Origin of the sequence: Pseudomonas palmensis (assembly GCF_017848315.1) — a bacterium.
Classification (GTDB): Bacteria; Pseudomonadota; Gammaproteobacteria; order Pseudomonadales; family Pseudomonadaceae; genus Aquipseudomonas; species Aquipseudomonas palmensis.
The window spans coordinates 33,840-57,688 of sequence record NZ_JAFKEC010000007.1 but is presented as its reverse complement, the minus strand read 5'-3'; the positions used below and the strand labels follow the sequence as shown (position 1 = coordinate 57,688).

The 23,849-nt window shown below is 64.1% G+C and carries 21 protein-coding genes; 12 read left to right on the top strand and 9 right to left on the bottom strand.

Features of this window, described 5'->3' with window-relative positions:
- The first annotated feature begins 5 nt into the window (after positions 1 to 5).
- The gene (locus JZZ72_RS06445; RefSeq protein ID WP_043861021.1) at positions 6 to 485 is read left to right on the top strand and encodes an Lrp/AsnC family transcriptional regulator; all 480 of its coding nucleotides are present in this window, start codon (positions 6 to 8) and stop codon (positions 483 to 485) included.
- 155 nt (positions 486 to 640) lie between these two features.
- Here JZZ72_RS06445 and cysN read toward each other — a convergent pair whose 3' ends face one another.
- The 3 genes from cysN to JZZ72_RS06430 form a co-directional block, all read right to left on the bottom strand.
- On the bottom strand, positions 641 to 2,542 hold the full coding sequence (gene cysN, locus JZZ72_RS06440; RefSeq protein WP_088515546.1) for a sulfate adenylyltransferase subunit CysN: 1,902 nt from the start codon (positions 2,540 to 2,542) through the stop codon (positions 641 to 643).
- A 14-nt stretch (positions 2,543 to 2,556) separates the two neighbouring features.
- A complete protein-coding gene (gene cysD, locus JZZ72_RS06435; RefSeq protein ID WP_054914845.1) occupies positions 2,557 to 3,474 on the bottom strand; it encodes a sulfate adenylyltransferase subunit CysD in 918 nt (305 codons plus the stop codon).
- A 136-nt stretch (positions 3,475 to 3,610) separates the two neighbouring features.
- Complete coding sequence (locus tag JZZ72_RS06430) at positions 3,611 to 4,369, bottom strand: Nif3-like dinuclear metal center hexameric protein (protein WP_043861018.1); 759 nt, start codon at positions 4,367 to 4,369, stop codon at positions 3,611 to 3,613.
- A gap of 240 nt (positions 4,370 to 4,609) precedes the next feature.
- On the opposite strand from JZZ72_RS06430, the gene algW reads away from it, so the two are divergent.
- From algW to JZZ72_RS06405, 5 genes are all read left to right on the top strand, one after another.
- A complete protein-coding gene (algW, locus tag JZZ72_RS06425; RefSeq protein WP_043861017.1) occupies positions 4,610 to 5,767 on the top strand; it encodes a Do family serine endopeptidase AlgW in 1,158 nt (385 codons plus the stop codon).
- A 149-nt stretch (positions 5,768 to 5,916) separates the two neighbouring features.
- Entirely contained in the window at positions 5,917 to 6,576 is a 660-nt protein-coding gene (locus JZZ72_RS06420) for an alpha/beta hydrolase (protein WP_210014197.1), read from the top strand.
- 102 nt (positions 6,577 to 6,678) lie between these two features.
- Positions 6,679 to 8,145, top strand: a complete 1,467-nt coding sequence (rhlB, locus tag JZZ72_RS06415; protein WP_328825121.1) for an ATP-dependent RNA helicase RhlB — start codon at positions 6,679 to 6,681, stop codon at positions 8,143 to 8,145.
- 196 nt (positions 8,146 to 8,341) lie between these two features.
- Positions 8,342 to 9,286: an ornithine cyclodeaminase family protein gene (locus JZZ72_RS06410; RefSeq protein WP_210014195.1), complete on the top strand. Its 945-nt coding sequence runs from the start codon at positions 8,342 to 8,344 to the stop codon at positions 9,284 to 9,286.
- A gap of 73 nt (positions 9,287 to 9,359) precedes the next feature.
- On the top strand, positions 9,360 to 9,986 hold the full coding sequence (locus tag JZZ72_RS06405; RefSeq protein ID WP_054914846.1) for a helix-turn-helix transcriptional regulator: 627 nt from the start codon (positions 9,360 to 9,362) through the stop codon (positions 9,984 to 9,986).
- A 28-nt stretch (positions 9,987 to 10,014) separates the two neighbouring features.
- Here the strand turns inward: JZZ72_RS06405 and JZZ72_RS06400 are convergent, their stop codons facing one another.
- From JZZ72_RS06400 to JZZ72_RS06375, 6 genes are all read right to left on the bottom strand, one after another.
- Entirely contained in the window at positions 10,015 to 10,794 is a 780-nt protein-coding gene (locus tag JZZ72_RS06400; RefSeq protein WP_210014194.1) for an ABC transporter substrate-binding protein, read from the bottom strand.
- A 177-nt stretch (positions 10,795 to 10,971) separates the two neighbouring features.
- Positions 10,972 to 11,418, bottom strand: a complete 447-nt coding sequence (gene moaE, locus JZZ72_RS06395; RefSeq protein WP_123752851.1) for a molybdopterin synthase catalytic subunit MoaE — start codon at positions 11,416 to 11,418, stop codon at positions 10,972 to 10,974.
- A gap of 1 nt (position 11,419) precedes the next feature.
- Positions 11,420 to 11,665: a MoaD/ThiS family protein gene (locus JZZ72_RS06390; protein ID WP_123752852.1), complete on the bottom strand. Its 246-nt coding sequence runs from the start codon at positions 11,663 to 11,665 to the stop codon at positions 11,420 to 11,422.
- Positions 11,662 to 12,135, bottom strand: a complete 474-nt coding sequence (moaC, locus tag JZZ72_RS06385; protein ID WP_058540865.1) for a cyclic pyranopterin monophosphate synthase MoaC — start codon at positions 12,133 to 12,135, stop codon at positions 11,662 to 11,664. The genes JZZ72_RS06390 and moaC overlap by 4 nt, the downstream gene beginning before the upstream one ends.
- Before the next feature lie 97 nt (positions 12,136 to 12,232).
- Positions 12,233 to 13,627 (bottom strand): PhoH family protein, encoded by a 1,395-nt coding sequence (locus JZZ72_RS06380; RefSeq protein WP_043861009.1) that lies wholly within the window; start codon positions 13,625 to 13,627, stop codon positions 12,233 to 12,235.
- A gap of 337 nt (positions 13,628 to 13,964) precedes the next feature.
- Complete coding sequence (locus JZZ72_RS06375) at positions 13,965 to 15,083, bottom strand: polysaccharide deacetylase family protein (RefSeq protein ID WP_116055223.1); 1,119 nt, start codon at positions 15,081 to 15,083, stop codon at positions 13,965 to 13,967.
- Between the two features lie 132 nt (positions 15,084 to 15,215).
- Here JZZ72_RS06375 and yaaA point away from each other — a divergent pair, with 132 nt between their 5' ends.
- From yaaA to JZZ72_RS06345, 6 genes are all read left to right on the top strand, one after another.
- Entirely contained in the window at positions 15,216 to 15,995 is a 780-nt protein-coding gene (yaaA, locus tag JZZ72_RS06370; protein ID WP_210014193.1) for a peroxide stress protein YaaA, read from the top strand.
- Positions 15,996 to 16,791: 796 nt separating this feature from the next.
- Entirely contained in the window at positions 16,792 to 18,108 is a 1,317-nt protein-coding gene (locus tag JZZ72_RS06365) for a nucleotide sugar dehydrogenase (protein ID WP_043861007.1), read from the top strand.
- A gap of 62 nt (positions 18,109 to 18,170) precedes the next feature.
- Positions 18,171 to 19,661: a mannuronan synthase gene (alg8, locus tag JZZ72_RS06360; RefSeq protein ID WP_370409113.1), complete on the top strand. Its 1,491-nt coding sequence runs from the start codon at positions 18,171 to 18,173 to the stop codon at positions 19,659 to 19,661.
- Positions 19,662 to 19,697: 36 nt separating this feature from the next.
- Positions 19,698 to 20,864 (top strand): alginate biosynthesis protein Alg44, encoded by a 1,167-nt coding sequence (locus JZZ72_RS06355; RefSeq protein ID WP_043861005.1) that lies wholly within the window; start codon positions 19,698 to 19,700, stop codon positions 20,862 to 20,864.
- A gap of 103 nt (positions 20,865 to 20,967) precedes the next feature.
- Positions 20,968 to 22,356: an alginate biosynthesis TPR repeat lipoprotein AlgK gene (gene algK, locus JZZ72_RS06350; protein ID WP_210014192.1), complete on the top strand. Its 1,389-nt coding sequence runs from the start codon at positions 20,968 to 20,970 to the stop codon at positions 22,354 to 22,356.
- Positions 22,353 to 23,837, top strand: a complete 1,485-nt coding sequence (locus tag JZZ72_RS06345; RefSeq protein ID WP_058540863.1) for an alginate export family protein — start codon at positions 22,353 to 22,355, stop codon at positions 23,835 to 23,837. The genes algK and JZZ72_RS06345 overlap by 4 nt, the downstream gene beginning before the upstream one ends.
- Positions 23,838 to 23,849: the final 12 nt, after the last annotated feature.

Genomic DNA, 23,849 nt, shown 5'->3' with positions numbered 1-23,849 from the left:
AAGACATGCCTAGCGCCATCGACCGTACCGACCGCGCACTGCTGGCCGCGCTGCAAGACAACGCCCGACTGACCGTGGCCGAGCTCGCCGACAGCGTCGCCCTGACCACTTCGCCGTGCTGGCGGCGGGTCAAGCTGCTGGAGGAGTCGGGCTACATCACCGGCTATCAGGCCATCCTGTCACCCAAGGCACTGGGCTTCGGAGTGACCGCCTTCGTCAGCATCATGATGGATTCGCACAGCAAGGAGATGGCCCGGGCATTCGAGCAGCGGCTGATGGATATCCCCGAAATCGTGGCGTGCCACAACATCTCCGGGCGCTATGACTTCCTGCTGGAGATTCTGGCGCGGGATCTGGAGTCGTTCGGCGAGTTCACCCGCGAGGTACTGCAGCGGCTGCCGGGGGTGAAGGAGATCTATTCGAGCTTCTCGTTCAAGGCGGTGAAGGAGAAGCGGGTGATTCCGGTGGCACAGAAGCATATTTGAAGCGGCGTGTCCGCTGGGCACTTCCCCGGCAAGGCCTGCTCCTGCATGGCCTTGCGCTCACCGTAGGAGCCGGCCTTGCCGGCGAAGCGGCCAGCCGCCACAAAAAAGCCCGCGATGGCCTTCACCATCGCGGGCTTTTCATTCAGCAGCAGCGCTTAGATCGCGCCACGCTTGCGCAGCAGTTCCAGTACCTGCTTGACGCCCTCTTCCACGCCAACGCTCTGGGTGTCGATCACCAGGTCCGCATCCTGCGGCACGTCATACGGGAAGCTCTCGCCCGGGATGTTGTCGCCACCGGCCGCGTACAGCCCCTGCGGATCACGCTCACGGCACACCAACGGCGAAGCCTGGACGTAAACGGTCAGCAAGCGCTCCTTGCCGATCAGCGCCTTGGCCTGTTCACGGCCTTCGGCATCCGGTGCCACGAACGCGGCCAGGGTCAGCAAGCCCGCTTCGTTGAACTGACGCGCCACATGCGCAGCACGACGCCAGTTCTCGGTACGCCCGGCACGGTCCTGCGGCAGGCCTTTGTTCAGGTCATGGCGCAGGTTCTGCCCATCGAGCACGTACACCGCACGGCCCATGTCGAACAGCTTGCGCTCAACGGCATACGCCAGGGTGCTCTTGCCCGCGCCCGACAGGCCGCTGAACAGCACGGTGGCCGGCTGCTGGCCGAAGCGCAAGGCACGCTCCTCGGTGGTCACGTGGGCCTGCCTGCCATGCTGGCCGGTGCTGCCGTGAGGCAGTACCGGTGGCGCGATGATCATGCCCGCGCCCACGGTGCCGTTGGTCAGGCGGTCGATGATGATGAACGCGCCGGTGGTGCGGTTGCTGTCGTAGCCGTCCAGCGCGATCGGAGCATCCAGGCTCACCTTGACCTTGCCGATCTCGTTGAGCTGCAACGCACTCGCAGCACCCTGTTCCAGGGTGTTCACATCGACCTTGTGGGCGATGCTGGCAATCGAGCCCGGCACGTAGCTGGTGGCGCGCTTGATGTCGTATTTCTTGCCCGGCAGCATCGGCTCTTCGGCCATCCACACCAGCATGGCGTCGAACTGGTCGGTCACCGGCGGGACGTTGTCGGCATGCACCAGCAGGTCGCCACGGGAGATGTCGATCTCGTCTTCCATGGTCAGGGTCACGGCCTGGCCCGGGCCGGCCTGCTCCAGCTCACCTTCGTAGGTGACGATGGACTTCACGCGGCTGCTCTTGCCCGACGGCAGCACCACGATCTCGTCGCCCTTGTGTACCACGCCGCTGGCCAGGGTGCCGGCAAAGCCACGGAAGTTCAGGTTGGGACGGTTGACGTACTGCACCGGAAAACGCAGGTCGGTGAAGTTGCGGTCGGCCGCCACTTCCACGGTTTCGAGGATTTCCATCAGCGCAGGGCCGGTGTACCACGGCGAACGCTCGCTGCGGTTGACCACGTTGTCGCCCTTGAGCGCCGACATCGGCACGAAGTGCAGGCTGCTGGGTGTCATGTTGATGGCTTCGGCAAACTTCAGGTAGTCGGCCTTGATGCCTTCGAACACGTCCTGGTCGAAGCCCTTGAGGTCCATCTTGTTCACGGCCACGACGATGTGCTTGATGCCCAGCAGCGAAGCGATGTAGCTGTGCCGGCGGGTCTGGGTCTGCACGCCGTAGCGCGCGTCCACCAGGATGATCGCCAGGTCGCAGGTGGACGCACCGGTGGCCATGTTGCGGGTGTACTGCTCGTGGCCCGGGGTATCGGCGATGATGAACTTGCGCTTGGCCGTGGAGAAATAGCGGTAGGCCACATCGATGGTGATGCCCTGCTCGCGCTCGGCCTGCAGGCCGTCGACCAGCAATGCCAGGTCGATGTCGTCACCGGTGGTGCCGACTTTCTTCGAATCGCGGGTAATGGCTTCCAGATGGTCTTCGTAGATCATCTTGGAGTCGTGCAGCAGGCGCCCGATCAGGGTGCTCTTGCCGTCGTCGACGTTACCGCAGGTCAAGAAGCGCAGCAGTTCCTTGCGTTCGTGCTGGGCCAGGTAGGCGAGGATGTCCTCGCTGATCAATTCGGATTGGTGCGACATGGTCTGACCCTAACTTAGAAATAGCCCTGACGTTTCTTGTCTTCCATGGAACCTGCGCCATCGTGGTCGATGACGCGGCCCTGGCGCTCGGAAGTGCGCGTCAGGAGCATTTCCTGAATGATGTCGGTCAGGCTCTGGGCCTGCGACTCCACCGCGCCCGTCAACGGGTAGCAGCCAAGGGTACGGAAACGCACTTTCTTCTTGACGATGCGAGCCTTCTCTTCATCCGAGAGGTGCTCCAGGATGCGCTCGTCATCGATCATGATCAGGGTGCCGTTCTTCTCGATCACTTCGCGCTCGGCTGCAAAGTACAGCGGCACGATCGGGATGCCTTCGAGGTAGATGTACTGCCAGATATCCAGCTCGGTCCAGTTCGACAGCGGGAACACGCGAATCGACTCGCCCTTGTTGACCTTGCCGTTGTACACGTTCCACAGCTCTGGGCGCTGGTTCTTCGGGTCCCAGCGGTGCTTGCTGTCACGGAACGAGTACACGCGCTCCTTGGCCCGCGACTTCTCTTCGTCGCGCCGCGCGCCACCGAAGGCGGCGTCGAAGCCGTGCTTGTCGAGCGCCTGCTTGAGGCCCTCGGTCTTCATGATGTCGGTGTGCTTGGCACTGCCGTGGGTGAACGGATTGATGCCCTGGGCAACGCCATCGGGGTTGACGTGGGTGATCAGCTCCAGGCCCATTTCCTCGACCATCTTGTCGCGGAAGCTGTACATCTCCTGGAATTTCCACTGGGTGTCGACGTGCATCACCGGAAACGGCAGCTTGCCCGGGAAGAAGGCCTTGCGTGCCAGGTGCAGCATCACGGCCGAATCCTTGCCGATCGAGTACAGCATCACCGGGTTGTCGAACTCGGCGGCCACCTCACGAATGATGTGGATGCTCTCCGCCTCCAACTGTTTCAAATGCGTCAGCTTGTCGACCATGGCTACTCACGGAAAATCAATCTTATGGACGGCCAGCGGGCCGTGTTCGAGCGGGCCACTTTATCACAGCACCCGATTCTATTTAGGCAGGCTACTAGAACGAAACAGTATAAGAATATGCCTTGGCGTTTTAGCCTCAGATCGGGTTCGGGCAGTCGATGAACAGGTGTTCCAGAGCGAATCGACGTGCCAGGTAATCGCCCAGCGCCTGCACCCCGTAACGCTCGGTGGCGTGGTGGCCGGCGGCGATGAAGCTGATGCCGTTCTCGCGAGCACTGTGGAAAGTCTGTTCCGACGCCTCGCCGCTCAGGTACAGGTCGACCCCTGCGGCAATCGCCTGGTCGATGTAGCCCTGGCCGCCGCCGGTGCACCAGCCCACCCGGCGAATGACCTCGTCGCCTTCGATCAGCAGCGGCTCGCGGCCCATCACGTCGCTGACCTTGCGCGCGAAATCCCGCGCCGACATCGGTTCGGCCAGCGAGCCCACCAGGCCCACCACCCGCGGGTTGGCCGGGTCCAGCGGGCCCTCGACGGTGATGTCCAGCTGGCGCGCCAGCTGCACGTTGTTGCCCACCTCGGGGTGCAGGTCCAGCGGCAGATGGTAGGCCAGCAGGCTCAGGTCGTGTTTGAGCAGGGTCTTGAGGCGGCGCTGCTTCATGCCGGTGATGCAGGGGTTCTCACCCTTCCAGAAGTAGCCGTGGTGCACCAGCACCAGGTCGGCGCCCGCCTCGACCGCAGCGTCCAGCAATGCCTGGCTGGCGGTGACGCCGGTGACGATGCGCGACACCTGCGGGTTGCCCTCGACCTGCAGGCCGTTGGGGCAGTAGTCCTGGATTTTTGCGCTGCCAAGGTAGCGATCGGCTTCCTCGACCAGGGTGCTCAGGGCAACAGCCATGCAAAGACTCCTCAATTCAGCGGTTCAGCGTGGCACAAGGCCTCGTATAATGGCCGCCATTATGAGCCGTCGACCGTTTTTGGGGAAACCGACGGCAACTGCCCGGGGGCGCGGCGCCATGACCGTCATGGCTCGACGTGATTTAGCAGTTCCTGCACGGGCCTTGCCGCAGTATGATCGCGCGCGTTCATCTACTCCCCACTGCGGCATCGGCTCTGGCCACCTCCCAGGATCCATCTCATGTTCAAGGCTCTGCGTTACTTTGCCTGGCCACTGGTCACCGGCGTACTGATCGCCCTGCTGGTCATCCAGCAATTTCCCCAATGGGTCGGCCTGCCCAGCCAGGACGTCAACCTGCAGCAGGCGCCGCAGACCACGCGGCTGATGCAGGGCCCCGTGTCGTATGCCGATGCGGTGAGCAATGCGGCCCCCGCAGTGGCCAACCTGTACACCACCAAGGTGGTCAACAAGACCGCGCACCCGCTGTTCGAAGACCCACAGTTCCGCCGCTTCTTCGGTGACAACCTGCCCAAGCAGCGGCGCTGGGAATCGAGCCTGGGCTCGGCGGTGATCATGAGCCCGGAGGGCTACCTGCTGACCAACAACCACGTGACCTCCGGCGCCGACCAGATCGTGGTGGCGCTCAAGGACGGCCGCGAGACCCTGGCACGGGTGATCGGCAGCGACCCGGAAACCGACCTGGCCGTGCTCAAGATCGACCTCAAGAACCTGCCCTCGATCACCATCGGGCGCTCGGACAACATCCACATCGGTGATGTGGCGCTGGCCATCGGCAACCCGTTCGGCGTCGGCCAGACGGTGACCATGGGCATCATCAGCGCCACCGGGCGCAACCAGCTGGGCCTGAACAACTACGAAGACTTCATCCAGACCGACGCGGCCATCAACCCGGGCAACTCCGGTGGCGCGCTGGTGGATGCCAATGGCAACCTGACCGGCATCAACACCGCGATCTTCTCCAAGTCCGGCGGCTCGCAAGGCATCGGCTTCGCCATCCCCACCAAGCTGGCGCTGGAGGTGATGAAGTCGATCATCGAGCATGGCCAGGTGATTCGCGGCTGGCTGGGCATCGAGGTGCAACCGCTGAGCCAGGAGCTGGCCGAGTCGTTCGGCATGCAGGGCCGGCCAGGCATCGTGGTGGCGGGCATCTTCCGCGACGGGCCGGCGCAGAAGGCCGGCCTGCAGCTGGGTGACGTGATTCTGAGCATCAATGGCGAACCGGCCGGCGATGGCCGGCGCTCGATGAACCAGGTGGCGCGGATCAAGCCCAACGACAAGGTGGCCATCGAAGTGGTGCGCAACGGCAAGCCGCTGAAGCTGATCGCCGAGATCGGCCTGCGTCCACCGCCAGCACCCGCGCCCAAGGAAGAGGACTGACCGCGCCGGCCTGACGCCGCATCGGCGCAGCACTGCGTGCGGCGGGTGATTGGCACAACCGACTGTTCTGTGACAGCCTTGCACGCAACGCCAGCGATGCCTTTTTTCAAGCACGCACCCCGGCCTGCGTGCACTTTTTCGGAGCAGTCATGACCAATCCCCTGATTCTCGAACCCCAGAAAACCGCCGACGCCTGTGTCATCTGGCTGCATGGCCTGGGCGCCGACCGCTACGACTTCATGCCGGTGGCCGAAGCCCTGCAGGAAGTGCTGCTGAGCACGCGCTTCGTGATGCCGCAGGCACCCACCCAGCCGGTCACCATCAACAATGGCTACGCCATGCCCAGCTGGTACGACATCAAGGCGCTGACGCCGGGTGCACGCGCCATCGACGAAACGCAACTCGACGCCTCGGCACAGGCGGTCATCGACCTGATCAAGCAGGAACAGGCCAAGGGCGTCGCCCTGTCGCGCATCATCCTGGCCGGCTTCTCCCAGGGCGGTGCAGTGGTTCTGCACACCGCCTATGTAAAGTGGCAGGAGACGCTGGGCGGGGTAATGGCCCTTTCCACCTACGCCCCGACCTTCACCGACAGCACCGTGCTCAGCGCCAGCCAGCAGCGCATTCCGGCGCTGTGCCTGCACGGCGTGTACGACCCGGTGGTCATCCCGTCCATGGGGCGTGCCGCCTTCGAGTACCTGAACAGCTGGGGCGTCACCGTGCAGTGGAAGGAATACCCGATGGAACACGCCGTGCTGCCCGAGGAAATCCAGGACATCGGCGCCTGGCTGATCGAGCGTCTGCGCTAAAAAACGCCTTGCCTGTAGTTGTCGGAGCAATCCACTACGCCGCGCCCGAATCTTGCATTACACTGGCCGGCGTACATTCCTTAACCAATTGATGAGATGACCGTGCTCAAAGCACTCAAGAAGATGTTCGGAAAGAGCGAGGTTGAGCAACTCGCCACCGAAAGCGTTGCTACCGTGCAGCCGCCCGTAGCACCCAAGGCCCCGGCTCCCGCCGCGCCGCTCAAGGCTCAGACCGAAGCCGCCGCGCCAGCGCGCGCCGAAAAGCCGGTGGAAAAACCCCTGGAGCAACCGGCGAGCAAACCGGTCGAGGCCAAGCCGCGCCGCGAGCGCAAGCCAAAACCCCAGGCCAGCACCTGGAAACTGGAAGACTTTGTGGTGGAACCGCAAGAGGGCAAGACCCGCTTCCACGACTTCAAGCTCTCGCCCGAGCTGATGCATGCCATCCACGACCTGGGTTTCCCGTACTGCACGCCGATCCAGGCCGAAGTACTGGGCTTCACCCTGCGTGGCAAGGATGCGATCGGCCGGGCCCAGACCGGCACCGGCAAGACCGCCGCGTTCCTGATCTCGATCATCAGCCAGCTGCAACAGACCCCGCCGCCCAAAGAGCGCTACATGGGCGAGCCGCGGGCGCTGATCATTGCCCCTACCCGCGAACTGGTGGTGCAGATCGCCAAGGACGCCGCCGAGCTGACCAAGTACACCGGCCTGAACGTGATGACGTTCGTCGGTGGCATGGACTTCGACAAGCAGCTCAAGGCCCTTGAGGCACGCCACTGCGACATCCTGGTGGCCACCCCGGGTCGCCTGCTGGACTTCAACCAGCGCGGCGAAGCGCACCTGGACATGGTCGAGGTGCTGGTGCTGGACGAAGCCGACCGCATGCTCGACATGGGCTTCATCCCGCAGGTTCGCCAGATCATCCGCCAGACCCCGCCCAAGAGCGAGCGCCAGACGCTGCTGTTCTCGGCCACCTTCACCGAAGACGTGATGAACCTGGCGCAACAGTGGACCACCGACCCGGCCATCGTCGAGATCGAGCCGGAGAACGTTGCCAGCGAAACCGTCGAGCAGCATGTGTATGCGGTAGCCGGTGCCGACAAGTACAAGCTGCTGTACAACCTGGTGACCGAGAACAAGTGGGAGCGGGTCATCGTGTTCGCCAACCGCAAGGACGAGGTGCGCCGTATCGAAGAGCGCCTGGTGCGTGACGGCGTGAATGCCGCGCAATTGTCGGGCGATGTGCCGCAGCACAAGCGCATCAAGACCCTGGAGAATTTCCGCGAAGGCCGGGTCACCGTGCTGGTGGCCACCGATGTGGCCGGTCGCGGGATCCACATCGACGGCATCAGCCACGTGATCAACTTCACCCTGCCCGAAGACCCGGACGACTACGTGCACCGTATCGGCCGTACCGGCCGTGCGGGTACCAGTGGCGTGTCGATCAGCTTCGCCGGTGAGGATGATTCGTACCAGTTGCCGGGTATCGAGGCATTGCTGGGGCGCAAGATCAGTTGCGAGACCCCGCCGACCGAGCTGCTCAAGCCGGTGGCGCGCAAGCATCACTGAGTCGATTGATGGACAGAAAACGCAGCCCTCGCCGGCTGCGTTTTTTTTGCGTTGACCGGGCTGGCTCATCGCGGGTCAAGCCCGCTCCCACAGCGACAACAGTAATGATTGTGGGGGGCAGGCTCGACCCGCGATAGGGTTGGCGCAATTAAACTATTTGTCCATAATAGACAAAATAGTTCAAATGGAGCGCCGCATGTCTACCCCACGCGTGATCGACCAGCCCCTGGCCCGCCAACTGCTCGCGCAGGTGGACGTGCCGCAGATCCTGCGCAAGCTGTTCCGTGACCTGGCCGCCGGCCAGGCCGTGCAGCCGCCGCAACAGCTGGTGGAGTTCCCGGCCGGCAGGGGCGACTTCATCAACTACGGCGGGGTGCTCGCCGAAGACCGCGTCTACGGCGTCAAGACCTCGCCCTACATCGTGCGCGAAGGCGCGCCGCTGATCACCGCCTGGACATTGCTGATGTCCATGGACAGCGGCCAGCCACTGCTATTGTGCGACGCCGGCGAACTGACCACCGCACGCACCGCTGCCACCACCGCCGTCGCGGTCGACGCCCTGGCCCCCACCAGCGCCAGGCGCCTGACCGTGATCGGCAGCGGCCCCATCGCCCAGGCCCACCTGCACTATGTGCGCGGCGTGCGCGACTGGCAGGACATCCGCCTGCACTCGCCAGGCCTCAAGGATAAAAGCGCCGAGCAGCGCGAAGCCCTCGGTGCACTCGACCCGCGCCTAAGCCTGGTGGACGACCTGCAATCAGCACTGCACGACGCCGACGTGATCATGCTGTGCACCTCGTCGGCAAAGCCTGTGATCGACCCGCGCCAGCTGAGCAAGCCGGCCCTGATCACCTCGATCAGCACCAACGCGGTACGCGCCCACGAAGTGCCGCCCGAGTGCCTGACCGACATGGACGTGTACTGCGACTACCGCCTGACCACACCCGGCTCGGCCGGCGAGATGCGCATCGCCAGCGAGCAGCACCGCTGGCAGGCCGACGCCATCATCGGCGACCTGGCCCAGTTGCTCAGCGAGCAGGCGCCGCGCCCGACCTACCAGCGCCATGCCTTCTTCCGCTCCATCGGCCTGGGCCTGGAAGACATCGCCCTGGCCAACGCCCTGTACCGCCTGCACGGGTGACGCCCGCCCGCGTTTGCGGCACACTCCCAGCGCCCTTCGCCTAGGGCGCTGACACCGCCTGGAGCCCGCCTGCATGCCGATACCGCCCCACGACCCCGCCCTGAGCAACTTTCGCGCGATTGCCGACGCCATCGCCACGCTGTTCTTCCCCCACGCCGAGGTGGTGCTGCACGACCTGCGCAGCCAGAAGATCGACTACATCGCCAATAACCTGTCCAAGCGCGAGATCGGCGACGATGCGGCCCTGGAAGACATGTTCGAGGCAGGTACCGACGAAACCAACATCGGCCCCTACGAAAAGCTCAATTGGGACGGGCAGAAGATCCGCTCGCTCAGCACCGTGCTGCGCGACGCCCAAGGCAAGCCGCAGGCCGTGCTGTGCATCAACCTGAACATCTCGATGTTCGAAAACGCCAAGGCGGCGCTGGACCTGTTTCTCTCGCCCACCCGGCTGATCGCCCAGCCCGACGCGCTGTTTCGCGATGACTGGCAGGAGCGCATCAACACGTTTCTCAACAGCTGGCTGCGCGAGCGCCAGCTGGCACTGAGCAACCTGAATCGCGACCACAAGCGCGAACTGGTGCTGGCCCTGCACGCCGAGGGTGCGTTTCGCGGCAAGAGCGCCGCCAACTACGTGGCCAACGTGCTGAACATGGGCCGGGCCACGGTGTACAAGCACCTCAAGGAGCTCAAGGCCTGAACGAACTCAGGCCTCGGGCAGGCGACGGTCAGTCGCCGTAGATGTCGGACTTGAAGTACTTGGCCTGGATCTTCTGGTACTCGCCATTGGCGCGAATGGCGTCGATGGCCGCGTTCAACTGGGCCACCAGTTCGGCGTTGCCCTTGCGCACCGCGATCCCGGCGCCCTCACCCACGTACTTGGGGTCTTTCAGCTCTGGCCCGACAAACCCGTAACCCTGGCCCTTGGGCGTCTCCAAGAAGCCCTGTTCAAGCGGGATGGTGTCAGCGAACACACCGTCCAGGCGACCGGCCACCAGGTCCATGAAGATTTCCTCGTTGCTGGTGTAGCGCACGATCTCGATGCCCTTGGGCACCAGTTCCGCAGTCACATAGCGGTCGGTGGTGGTCGCGCGCTGCACGCCGATGCGCTTGCCCTTGAGGTTGGCGAAGTCGTCATCGACCTGGCTGCCGACCTTCATGGCCAGGCGTGCGGAGGTGAAGTAGTACTTGTGGGTGAAGTCCACCGACTTCTTGCGGTCTTCGGTGATGGTGATCGACGACAGGGCGGCGTCGATCTTCTTGACCTTGAGCGACGGGATCAGGCCGTCGTATTCCTGTTCGGTCCACTGGCACTTGACCTGCATCTGCGCGCACAGGGCGTTGCCGATGTCGTAGTCGAAGCCACTGATAGCGCCGTCGGCGGTCTTGAACGCGAACGGTGGGTAGGCAGCTTCGATACCGATGCGCAGGGTCTTTTCAGCGGCGAACGACGGGGCGGCGGCAAACAGGCTCAACGCCAGCGCAGCCAACAGGGATGGGGTTTTCATCAGCGGTCTCTCTCGCTCGTTGTTGGGGTGTGTTGCAAGACAGAGGAAAAAGCGGCGGGCACAAGGCAGCCTGGAACTATTTTGTACTTATAATTCCATACTGGACTTTTGTGTATTAATTTTCAACCGATTCGCGGCACCGCACCGTTGCAGGAGCCAGCCTTGCCGGCGGGGCGTCTACCAACGCCCCGCAGCGTCCGCATCACTCTGGCGCCCCTCGACCCAGCGCGGCCCCTCGCCGGTCTGCTCCTTCTTCCAGAACGGCGCGCGGGTCTTGAGATAGTCCATCACGAAGTCGCACGCCTGGAACGCCGCCTGTCGGTGCGCACTGGCTACCCCCACGAACACGATCGGCTCGCCCGGCTGCAATGCGCCGATACGGTGCAGCACCTCGACCTTGAGCAACGGCCAGCGCTGCTCGGCCTCCAGCACGATCTTGGCCAGGGCCTTTTCGGTCATGCCCGGGTAATGCTCCAGGAACATCCCCGCCACCTCGCGACCGTCGTTGAAGTCGCGCACATAGCCGACAAACGACACCACCGCGCCCACCCCGACGTTGGCCGCGTGCATCGCATTGGTCTCGGCGCCGGGGTCGAACGCGGCGGCCTGCACTCGAACGCCCACCTCAGCCCCCGGTCACGGGCGGAAAGAACGCTACTTCGTCGCCGTCGGCCACCGGCTCCTCGAGCCTGCACAACTCCTGGTTGCGCGCGCACATCAGGTTCTGCTCGCCCAGCATCGCGTACCCCTCCCCGCGTGCCAGCAGGGCCTTGCGCACATCGTCGACGCTGTCGAACAGCCCGTCGAGGCGTTCGCCGTCGCTGTCCAGCGCCTCGCGATACCGCGCGAAATACACCACGTCGATGTTCATGGCGCCTCCACCTGGTAGTGCCCGCTCTTGCCGCCCAGTTTTTCCAGCACACGCACGCTGTGGATGGTCATGCCCCGGTCCACCGCCTTGCACATGTCGTAGATCGTCAGCGCCGCCACACTGGCGGCCGTCAGGGCCTCCATCTCGACGCCGGTCTGCCCGGCCAGCTTGCAGCGCGCCACGATATGCACCGTGTCGTCGCCTTCGCCAGTCAGCTCGAGCTTGACGCTGGTGAGCATCAACGGGTGGCACAGCGGGATCAGATCGCTGGTCTTCTTTGCCGCCTGGATGCCGGCAATGCGCGCCACGGCAAACACGTCGCCCTTGGGGTGGCCGCCAGCCACGATCATCTGCAAGGTTTGCGGGAGCATGCGCACCCGCGCTTCGGCCACCGCCTCGCGCGAGGTGACGGCTTTGTCGGTGACGTCGACCATGTTGGCCCGACCTTGGGAATCGAGATGAGTCAGCACAGGGTTACTCCTGATCAGGAGCACCGATTGTAAACCCAGGGGTCAACATTAGGCAGCGGAAAAAACCGGGCGGCGCAAGGCCGCCCGGTGGCAGGGGTTACAGGTGGGATTCGGCGTATTCGGCCAGGACCGAACGCGGCACGCCCTGCAGGGTGATGTGCACGCCGTTGGGGAAGTCCTTGAAGCGCTCGGTCAGGTAGGTCAGGCCCGAGCTGGTGGCGGACAGGTAAGGGGTGTCGATCTGCGCCAGGTTGCCCAGGCAGATCACCTTGGACCCGGCCCCGGCACGGGTGATGATGGTCTTCATCTGGTGCGGGGTGAGGTTCTGGCATTCGTCGATCAGGATCAGGCTCTGCTGGAAGCTGCGACCGCGAATGTAGTTGAGCGACTTGAACTGCAACGGCACGCGCTCGAGGATGTACTCGACGCTGCCATGGGTGTTTTCGTCGTCCATGTGCAAGGCTTCGAGGTTGTCGGTGATCGCCCCCAGCCAGGGCTCCATTTTTTCCGCTTCGGTGCCCGGCAGGAAGCCGATTTCCTGGTCCAGCCCCTGCACGCTGCGGGTGGCGATGATGCGCCGATAGCGCTTGCTGACCATCGTCTGCTCGATGGCTGCGGCCAGTGCCAGGATGGTCTTGCCCGAACCTGCGGCACCGGTGAGGTTGACCAGGTGGATGTCGGGGTCGAGCAGGGCGAACAGCGCCAGGCCCTGATGGATGTCACGCGGTTTCAGGCCCCAGGCTTCCTGGTGCAGCAGTGGCTCCTGATGCAGGTCGAGCAGCAGCAACTCGCTGTCACGGATGCCCTTGACCCAGCCGACGAAGCCCTGCTCGTCGATGATGAACTCGTTGATGTGAACCGCCGGCAGGTTGTCGGCCAGCTGCACGCGGTGCCAGGTGCGCCCGCGCTCCTGGCGGGTCTCGACCTTGTTGACGCGGTCCCAGAACGAGCCGCTGACCGAATGGTAGCCCTTGGGCAGCAACGAAACGTCGTCGACCAGCTGATCGGTACTGTAGTCCTCGGCGGCGATACCGCAGGCGCGGGCCTTGAGGCGCATGTTGATGTCTTTGGTCACCAGCACCACGTCCAGTTCCTTGCGCCGGCTACGCAGCTCGAGCAACTGGTTGATGATGATGTTGTCGTTGAGGTGTTCTGGCAGCAGCCGGTTGGGTTCGGCGCGTGGGGTCATCAGGATCGACAGGAAGCCCTTGGGGCCGCTCTTGCCGCGCTGGATCGGTACGCCCTGCTCGACATCCTCGGGCGTGGCATCGCCCAGGGTCTGGTCGATCAGACGAATGGCCTGGCGGCATTCGGCGGCGATCGTGTGTTTGCCGGTCTTGAGTTTGTCGAGCTCCTCGAGCACGGTCATCGGCAGCGCGACGTGGTGTTCCTCGAAATTCAGCAAGGCGTTCGGATCGTGAATCAGAACATTGGTATCGAGCACGTAAAGGATTGGCTGGTTGGAAGAAACGTTACGTCCTTGATCATCCATACTCGGTCACCTTTGTAGGGGCCAGACGACGCAATACCTGGGCGGTGCTGCGCCGCGAAGTGACCGCCGGTCTCCCCCTGGCCGCGTCGTTACGGTAGGGAAGCTGCGAACAAAGGAGGGGCCATTAGTACGCCACCTGTGCTGCAGGGTTCGGCGGTCTGACTTCTTGATACCGCAAAACCCGTGACGATAAAAAGCGTTTTTACGTTTTTTTGAAGTTTATTTTTCGTTGTGCGGTCAAGCCCTTGGCGTGAGCCGCAAGCACCACTACAGTTAATGATCAAACCCCGATGAACGCCTGGCGATTTTTTCCGCCGGGTGTCGCCGCGCCAAGCGATTACGGGGTTTCGGCGAATTCCCGGCAGTTGCCCCAGCCAATCCCGCTCTGGGCCGTGTGCTGCAGCAGCCAGTCGATCGCCGCCTGGGCCCTGGGCTGGCCGTCATGAAACTGGATCACCCCGCGGCGCCACAGCAGCATCAGGCTCAGCACCCGCTGCGCCGACTGCTCGGCATTCAACCCGGCCTGGTCCTGGGCGTCGATATCCCACAACATCACCTGCAGCTGCTGGCCGGCAAAAAACGCTGCACTGTCGGCGCGGCGCTGCCCGTAGGGCGGGCGAAACAGCGGCACGAATGCCTCGGGCAGGCTGCTCTGTACCAATGCCCGGCTGGAGACCACCGAGTCCTGCCAGCCGGTCCACTGCGCATGCGAGCTGTACTGCCAGCCCTGCAACCCCACGCACTGCCCGGCATACAGTTGCTGCAGCGCCGCGGCCGAGGTCTGGTCGCGGCGCGCCTGCAGGTTCTTGCCCACCACGAAGAACAGCCCGCCAAGCTTCTGCCGGCGCAGGTAGTCGGTCAGCGCCTCGGTAGCCGGCCCCGGGCCGCCATCGAAGCTGAGCACGAACAGCCGGTCGTTGAGTGCCTGGCCATCGCGCTCCTGGTCGGAAAACCGCTCCACCTCGCTGGAGGTCTGGGTAAACAGCGCCGCCTTGCGCAATTGCTCGTTCAGGTAGTACTCGTGAAAACGCCGGCTTGGCTGCGCCCAACCGGCGTAGAACGAATCGTCTGCAACACTGAACTTGCCCGCCTGCTGGCGCAGGTCCGGCAGGCTGTCGATGGCGTAGCAGAACGAGGCGTCCTGCTCGCAGCTCTGCTGGGCCAGGTCATAGTTGCGCCACAGCCGCTGCCACAGGCGCTGACGCAAGGCATTCAGCGTCACCAGGTTGACCTGGCGAAGGTTCAGGCGCTCGGCCAGCTGCGCCTCGCTCAGGGCCTCGCTGTCATACAGCACGCGGGCAAAGCTGAGGATTTCGGCACGCGAGGCCACATCGAACAGGGCCGGGCTGTCGAGTTGTTCGGGCCACACGCTGCGGTCGAACCGGGCCAGCTCGATCGGGGCAGCGTGCACCAGCGTGCTCAGCAGGCCGGCCAGTAAAAGAAGGGCTATGCGCACGATCACACTCTCCATTTTCTCGCCGCGCACTATAGCGCCAAGCGCCGCCAGGGTCTTGGCTATTGGCGCGATAGTTGGAGATCGGCGCCCCCCGCCCGTAGAATCGACGCCACGATTCAAGGAGCCGACCTCATGCTGACGGTGATCTCACCCGCCAAGACCCTCGATTACGACACCCCGCCCGTTACCCAGCGGCACACCCTGCCGCAATACCTGGACGACTCCCAGGAACTGATCCTGCAACTGCGCGAACTTTCGCCGCAGCAGATCAGCGACCTGATGCACCTCTCGGACAAGCTGGCCGGCCTCAATGCCGCGCGCTTCGGCAGCTGGACCCCGAACTTCACCCCGGCCAACGCCAAGCAGGCGCTGCTGGCGTTCAAGGGCGACGTGTACACCGGCCTGGATGCACAGAGCCTGAGCGAAGACGACTTCACCTATGCCCAGCAGCACCTGCGCATGCTGTCGGGGCTGTACGGCCTGCTGCGTCCGCTGGACCTGATGCAGCCCTACCGGCTGGAGATGGGCACCAAGCTGGCCAACGCCCGCGGCAAGGACCTCTACGCCTTCTGGGGCTCGCGCATCAGCGAGTGGCTGAACCAGGCGCTGGCCGAACAAGGCGACGACCTGCTGCTGAACCTGGCCAGCAACGAGTACTTCTCGGCGGTCAAGCGCAGCGCGTTGAAGGCGCGGGTGATCAACACCGAGTTTCGCGACTTCAAGAATGGCCAGTACAAGATCATCAGCTTCTATGCCAAGAAAGCGCGGGGCATGATGACCCGGTTCGTGACCCAGGAGCGCATCGACGACCCCGAGCGGCTCAAGCAGTTCGACGTGCAGGGCTACTACTACAGTGCCGAGCAGTCCAAACCGGACAACCTGGTGTTCCTGCGCGACCACCCGGCCGAGTAGAAAGCATCGCGGGTCCCCCCGCTCCCCCCGGGATCACCTGAATCCTTGCGGGCGCGGGGTTGACTCGCGATGGCGTCCTCACAGCCCGCCAGGCGCCAATCCCGTGGCGCCAAAAAACCACCCCCTCTAGCCATATCGCCAAACGTCATAAGACCGTTCGTAGTTTTCTGACGAAATATCCTGAAATTTTTTTTCATGCTGGCATAAAAACATCCCCCTCCAAGTTTGCCCTACAGACACGGGACGAAACTGCCGTGTGCTATCAAAGTGAAAGTATCGTCAACTGTTGAAATATTAAAAAATCCTTCACGGCGACTCGGGCGAGCCTGGAACTTATCCCCTTGAGGCTCGCTCATACCACCGGTACGGATTATCTCGTGACGTATGTGAGAGATGACGTACATGACAAATGGACAGTATCAGGAAGTTTTGAAAGCACTTTTTTGTCCGCGCAATTGTTCGACAAGATTACGCGTCCAAGCCAGGAGAGAGCACCCTTAAAAATCGTCCTAGTGGTTGATTTCAAAGGATTTAATCCACTTGAAATAACAAGCACAGCAGTACGCGCAGTGGGTACTGCAATAAAGACGGATACCGTCCAGGGCTCACCCCCTAATGTAAATGGCCATTAGTCGCCAACTTGAGTGCCGTTTATTTTTCGCACTCCAATTTAATTTGCCTGCCGGCAGTTAGCGGTTTAACCGTGATACTTCCGTGCACCCTGAATTTGCTGGTCAACCAACCCGGTCTGGCGCTTAGTTGTGCGCCGACATGATAAACACATGAGGTGAATGCGATGCGTATCAGCATCTTTGGTTTGGGTTATGTAGGTGCGGTCTGTGCGGGCTGCCTGTCCGCCCGGGGCCATGAAGTGATCGGCGTGGATGTATCGGCGACCAAGATCGACCTGATCAACCAGGGCAAATCCCCCATCGTGGAACCGGGCCTCGAAGCCCTGTTGCAGCAAGGCATTGCCAACCAGCGCCTGCGGGGCACCACCGATTTTGCCCAGGCCATTCGCGACAGCGACGTGTCGATGATCTGCGTCGGTACGCCGAGCAAGAAGAACGGTGACCTGGGCCTGGAATACATCGAGTCGGTGTGCCGCGAAATCGGTCTGGTACTGCGCGACAAGAGCAGCCGCCACACCATCGTGGTGCGCAGCACCGTACTGCCGGGCACCGTCAAGAACGTGGTGATCCCGATTCTCGAAGACTGCTCGGGCAAGAAGGCCGGCGTCGACTTCGGCGTGGCGGTCAACCCCGAGTTCCTGCGCGAAAGCACCGCGATCAAGGACTACGACCAGCCGCCGATGACTGTCATCGGCGAACTCGACCGCGCCAGCGGCGACGTGCTGCAGGCCCTCTACGAAGAGCTCGACGCCCCGATCATCCGCAAGGACATCGAAGTGGCCGAGATGATCAAGTACACCTGCAACGTGTGGCACGCCACCAAGGTCACCTTCGCCAACGAGATCGGCAACATCGCCAAGGCCTGCGGCGTCGATGGCCGCGAAGTGATGGAAGTGGTGTGCCAGGACAAGGCCCTGAACCTGTCGCAGTACTACATGCGCCCAGGCTTCGCCTTCGGCGGCTCGTGCCTGCCCAAGGACGTGCGCGCCCTCACCTACCGCGCCGGCAGCCTGGACGTGAAGGCGCCGCTGCTCAACTCGCTGATGACCAGCAACGAGTCCCAGGTGCAGAACGCCTTCGACATCATCGAAAGCCACGACAAGCGCAAGGTTGCCCTGCTGGGCCTGAGCTTCAAGGCCGGCACCGACGACCTGCGCGAGAGCCCGCTGGTGGAACTGGCCGAACGCCTGATCGGCAAGGGCTACGAGCTCAACATCTACGACAGCAACGTCGAGTACGCCCGCGTGCACGGCGCCAACAAGGACTACATCGAGTCGAAGATCCCCCACGTCTCGTCCCTGCTCAACGCCGACTTCGAGCAGGTGATCAACCACGCCGACGTGATCGTGCTGGGTAACCGCGACGAGAAGTTCCGTGCGCTGGCGCAACAGGCCCCGGCCGGCAAGCAGGTCATCGACCTGGTCGGCTTCATGGGCAAGCCGACCTGCCCCACCAGCCGCACCGAAGGCATCTGCTGGTAACAGCAGCCACTGCACGGGGTCGCCCCAGCCCCGTGCAGTTCCTTCCCATTCATTCGCTACGGATGCACACCATGCAAAGGCTCAAGCACGGCCTGCTACAGGTCGCCGGATGGCTGTTCTACGTGAGCCTGCTCATGCTGATCGCCCTGGCCTTGCCCAAGACCGTTTTCGACCCCGACTCCAAGGACTTCATCTTCCTCATCGGCGCTGTCGGAATCTGGCGTTATTCCATGGGTGCCACGCACTTCGTGCGGGGCATGCTGTTCCTCTACATCGTCTACCCGATGCTGCGACGCAAGGTGCGCAAACTGGGCAGCGCGGCCGACCCGTCGCACGTGTACCTGATGGTCACCAGCTTTCGCATCGACGCCCTGACCACCGCGCAGGTGTACAGCTCGGTGATCCGCGAGGCAATCGACTGCGGCTACCCCACCACCGTGGTCTGCTCACTGGTGGAAATGAGCGACGAACTGCTGGTGAAAAGCCTGTGGGCCAAGTTCAACCCGCCCGACCGCGTGGCCCTGGACTTCGTGCGCATCGCCGGCACCGGCAAGCGTGACGGCCTGGCCTACGGCTTTCGCGCCATCTCGCGCCACCTGCCCGACGAGAACGCGGTGGTCGCGGTGATCGACGGCGACACCGTGCTCGGCGAAGGCGTGGTGGCCAAGACCGTGCCCTGGTTCAAGCTCTACCCGAATGTCGGTGGCCTGACCACCAACGAATTCTGCGAAGTGCGCGGCGGCTACATCATGAGCGAGTGGCACAAGCTGCGCTTTGCCCAGCGCCACATCAACATGTGCTCGATGGCCCTGTCCAAGCGCGTGCTGACCATGACCGGGCGCATGTCGGTGTTCCGCGCCGCCGTGGTGACCAACCCCGAGTTCATCAAGGACGTCGAGAACGACTCGCTGCAGCACTGGCGCCTGGGCCGCTTCAAGTTCCTCACCGGCGACGACAAGTCCAGCTGGTTCAGCCTCATGCGCCTGGGCTACGACACGTTCTACGTGCCGGATGCGGCGATCAACACGGTCGAGCACCCGCCGGAAAAGAGCTTCATCAAGGCCAGCCGCAAGCTCATGTACCGCTGGTACGGCAACAACCTGCGCCAGAACTCCCGCGCCCTGGGCCTGGGCGTTCGCCGCCTCGGCCTGTTCACCAGCGTGGTGCTGTTCGACCAGCGCGTGTCGATGTGGACCAGCCTGCTCGGGCTCACCGTGGCGCTGATCGCCAGCCTCAAGTTCGGCCCTGCCTTCCTGCTGGTGTACCTGCTGTGGATCGGCATCACCCGCCTGATCCTGACCCTGATGCTGATGTGCTCGGGGCATGCCATCGGCCCGGCCTACCCGCTGATTCTCTATTACAACCAGATCGTCGGCGCAATCATGAAGATCTACGTGTTCTTCCGCCTCGACAAGCAGTCCTGGACCCGCCAGCCCACTGCGCTCAAACGCGACCTCGCGAGCTTTCAACAATGGTTCAACACCTGGTCTTCGCGGACCATGACCTTCTCGGCAGCCAGCATCTTCGTCGCTGTGCTGTTCATGGTCGTGTGAGCCGCCGCCCTACGGAATAAACAGGAACATATCGCCATGAATACCGCCGTGAATGCCAATGTCGTGCATGAGTCCGAAGCCCAGCGTCAGCACGCCCGGGTAAAGATCCCCGCCAAGCTGCGCTACCTGGGGGCCAACCGCGAGACCCTCGAAGTCAAGGTCGAGGACCTCTCGGCCGGTGGCCTGAGCTTCTACACCCGCCACCCGCTGAAGGTCGGCGAAGTGGTGCGCGGCCGCCTGCAGTTCGTGGTCGACAACCTGGGCCTGGCCATCGACATCGAGTTCCAGGTGCGCTCGCACAACGTCGCCGACGGTCGTACCGGCGTGCAGTTCCAGAACCTGGAACAGCGCGACATCGCCACCCTGCGCCACATCATCACCTCGCACCTGTCGGGCGAGCTGATCAGCATCGGCGACGTGCTCAGCACCCTGCAACGCGACAACTTCACCAAGGCGCGCAAGCAGAAGGACACCGGCGGCGGCCTGAGCGCCTTCGGCCGCCTGCGTGCGGTCACCTTCAGCCTCGGCGTGTTCGTGGTCGGCGTGGCCGCGTTCGGCTTCATCGCCAAGTCGGTGTACGGCCTGTACTTCGTCAGCCATGCCGAAGCCGGGGTGGTCAGCGTCCCCACCACCAACGTCACCATGCCGCGCGACGGCACCGTGCAGAGCCTGGTGAAGGCGGACGGCCCGGTGGTCAAGGGCGCGCCGCTGGCCTCGTTCAACACCAGCATGCTCGACCTGCTCAAGGGCCACCTGGACGACCAGCAACTGGAGCCGGCGCGGGTCGAGGAACTGTTCGGCAAGCAGCTCAGCGGCACCCTCACCAGCCCGTGCGACTGCGTGGTGGCCAGGCAACTGGTTGATGACGGGCAATACGCGAGCAAGGGCGCAGTGATCTTCCAGCTGATCCCGCGCACCACCAACCCGATCATCGAGGCCCGTTTCAGCTACCGCCAGTTCGACGAAGTGCAACCCGGCACCCGCGTCAACTTCCAGGTGGCCGGCGAAGACGACGTGCGCCAGGGTCGCATCGTCAGCAGCACCAGCCAGAACAGCGACGACCTGTCTTCGGACATTCGCGTGCAGATCAAGCCGGATGCGCCGATGCCCAGCGAGCTGGCCGGGCGCCCGGTGTCGGTCAACAGCGACCGGGGCCCGTCGATGGACTGGCTGATCGACAAGGCCGTGGCCCGTGGGCTTTGAAGAGGACATGCCGGTGACTACCCAACACACCGCGATCCCTGTAGGAGCCGGCCTTGCCGGCGAATCGTGCAGCCCCCTTCGCCGGCAAGGCCGGCTCCTACCGATGGGTGCACTGGCCCTGGCCGTCAGCCTGGCCGGTTGCGCCGGCCTGCCCGACCAGCGCCTGGCCAACGAAGCCCTCAAGCGCGGCGACACCGCCCTGGCCGAGCGCAACTACCAGCAACTCGCCGACCTGGGCTACAGCGAGGCCCAGGTAGGCCTGGCCGATATCCAGGTCGAAACCGGTGACCCGGCCAAGCTCAGGCAGGCCGAGGCCACCTACCGCGCCGCCGCCCGCACCTCGCCCCGCGCCCAGGCCCGCCTCGGCCGTCTGCTGGTGGCCAAGCCCGACAGCAGCGAGGCCGAGCGCCACGAGGCCCAGGGCCTGCTCAAGCAGGCCTTCGCCGCCGGCGAAAGCAACACCCTGATCCCGCTGGCCATGCTCTACCTGCAATACCCGCAGAGTTTCCCCGACCTCGATGCCCAGCAGCAGATCGACCAATGGCGCGCCGCCGGCTACCCCGGGGCGGGCCTGGCCCAGGTGCTGCTGTACCGTACCCACAACACCTACGACCAGCACCTGGACGAGGTGGAACGTATCTGCAAGGCCGCACTGGCCAGCACCGACATCTGCTATGTGGAACTGGCCAGCGTGTACCAGAAGCGTGCCCAGCCCGAACAACAGGCCGCGCTGATCGACCAGCTCAAGGCCGCCTATGCCCGCGGTGCGGTACCGGCCAGCCGGGTCGACAGCGTGGCCCGCGTACTGGCCGACCCCAGCCTGGGCCAGACCGACGAGAAAACCGCCCAGGCCCTGCTCGAACAGGTCGCACCGAGCAACCCCGCGTCCTGGGTCAGCCTGGCGCAACTGCTCTACAGCTTCCCCGAGCTGGGCGACAGCGACCAGTTGCTGGCCTACATCGACAAGGGCCGCGAGGCCGCACAACCGCGCGCCGAGCTGCTGCTGGGCCGCCTCTACTACGAAGGCAAGGCCGTGCCGGCCGACGCGAAAAAAGCCGAGACGCACCTGCAGTCCGCCGCCGATGCCGGCGAAATCAGCGCCCACTACTACCTCGGCCAGCTCTACCGCCGTGGCTATCTGGGCCAGGTCGAACCGCAGAAAGCCGTCGATCACCTGCTGCGCGCCGCCCGTGGCGGCCAGCTCAGCGCCGACTACGCGCTGGCCCAGCTGTTCAGCGAAGGTCGCGGCATTCGCCAGGACCTGGTCAACGCCTGGGTGTTCGCGCAACTGGTGCAGGCCAACCCCAGCGAGCAATCGACGGCAATGGCCGGCGAGCTCGACCAGCAGCTATCCGCCCCGCAGAAGGCCCAGGCCCAGCGCCTGTTGCAACAGGAGCGCCAGGCCCGTGGCGCCATGGGTCAGGGCCCCGGCGCCCAGGCCATGCAGGCCCTGCAGGACACCACCGAACAAGACGGCGAGGAATCCCTATGACACTCAACCCGTGGATGAAGGCCGGCCTGGGCCTGGGCTGTGCCCTGCTCTGGTCGTGCCCGACCCTGGCCGCGATGACCGCCGAGAAGAACTTCGGCCTGGAAGTGAAAGTCACCGGCCAGTCCGAGGATGACCGCGACCTGGGCACCCGCTCCGGCGGCGACGTCAACGGCCTGGGCCTGGACCTGCGCCCCTGGGTGTATGGCGAGCGCGGCAACTGGAGCGCCTACGCCATGGGCCAGGCGGTCACCGCCACCGACACCATCGACACCGACACCCTGCGCCAGGCCGACGACGACAGCCAGGTCGAAACCCGCCGCGCCAGCGGCCGCGAGCAGGACAAGAGCTACCTGGCCATGCGCGAGTTCTGGGTCGGCTACAGCGGCCTGACCGCCTACCCCGGCGAGCAACTGCGCCTGGGCCGCCAGCGCCTGCGCAGCGACGACGGCATGTGGCGCGACACCAACATCGAGGCGCTGAACTGGACCTTCGACACCACCCTGCTGCGCGCCAACGCCGGCGTGGCCCAGCGTTTCAGCGAGTACCGCACCGACCTCACCGACCTGGCCCCCGAAGACAAGGACCGCCTGCACGTCTACGGCGACGTGGCCGCGCAATGGACCCCCGGCCACTGGGTCGGCCTGCGCGCGCACCACACCCACGACGACGGCAAGCTGAAGAACCCGGGCGAGACCCTCGACCCGCTGGACAAGACCCGCAACGGCGACCTCACCTGGCTGGGCCTTGAGGCCAACAGCGACGCCTACAACTGGCGCAACCAGAACACCGTCAACTACTGGGGCAGCGTCACCTGGCTCACCGGCGACCGTGATCGCCTGAGCGCCACCACCCTGGCCAACGGCGACCAGTTGGCCACGCAAAAGCAGAGCGGCGATGTCAACGCCTGGGCCACCGACCTGGGCATCCGCCTGCGCCTGGACCCCAACTGGCAGGTGGGCGCGGCCTATGCCCGCGGCAGCGGCGGCGGTGGCAGCGACGGCTCGGGCAACTTCGAACAGACCGGCCTTGAGAGCAACCGCTCCAACTTCACCGGCACCCGCTCGCGTGTGCACCGCTTCGGCGAGGCCTTCCGTGGCGAGCTGGGCAACCTGCAGGCCGCCACCCTGTTCACCTCCTGGCAACTGCGCGACGACTACGACGCAAGCCTGGTGTACCACAAGTTCTGGCGCGTCGACGGCAAGCAGAACATCGGCAGCAGCGGCATCAACGCCGTGGTCGATGATGACGGCATCAACCGCCCGCTGATCCAGGGCGAAAAAGACCTCGGCCAGGAGATGGACCTGGTGGTCACCAAGTACTTCAAGCAGGGCCTGCTGCCGGCCGCGCTGAGCCAGTCGATCGACGAACCGTCGGCACTGGTGCGCTTTCGCGGTGGGGTGTTCAAGCCAGGCGACGCCTATGGCAAGGAAGCGGACTCGTACATGCACCGCGCCTTCATCGACGTGATCTGGCGTTTCTGATGCCTGGAGTGC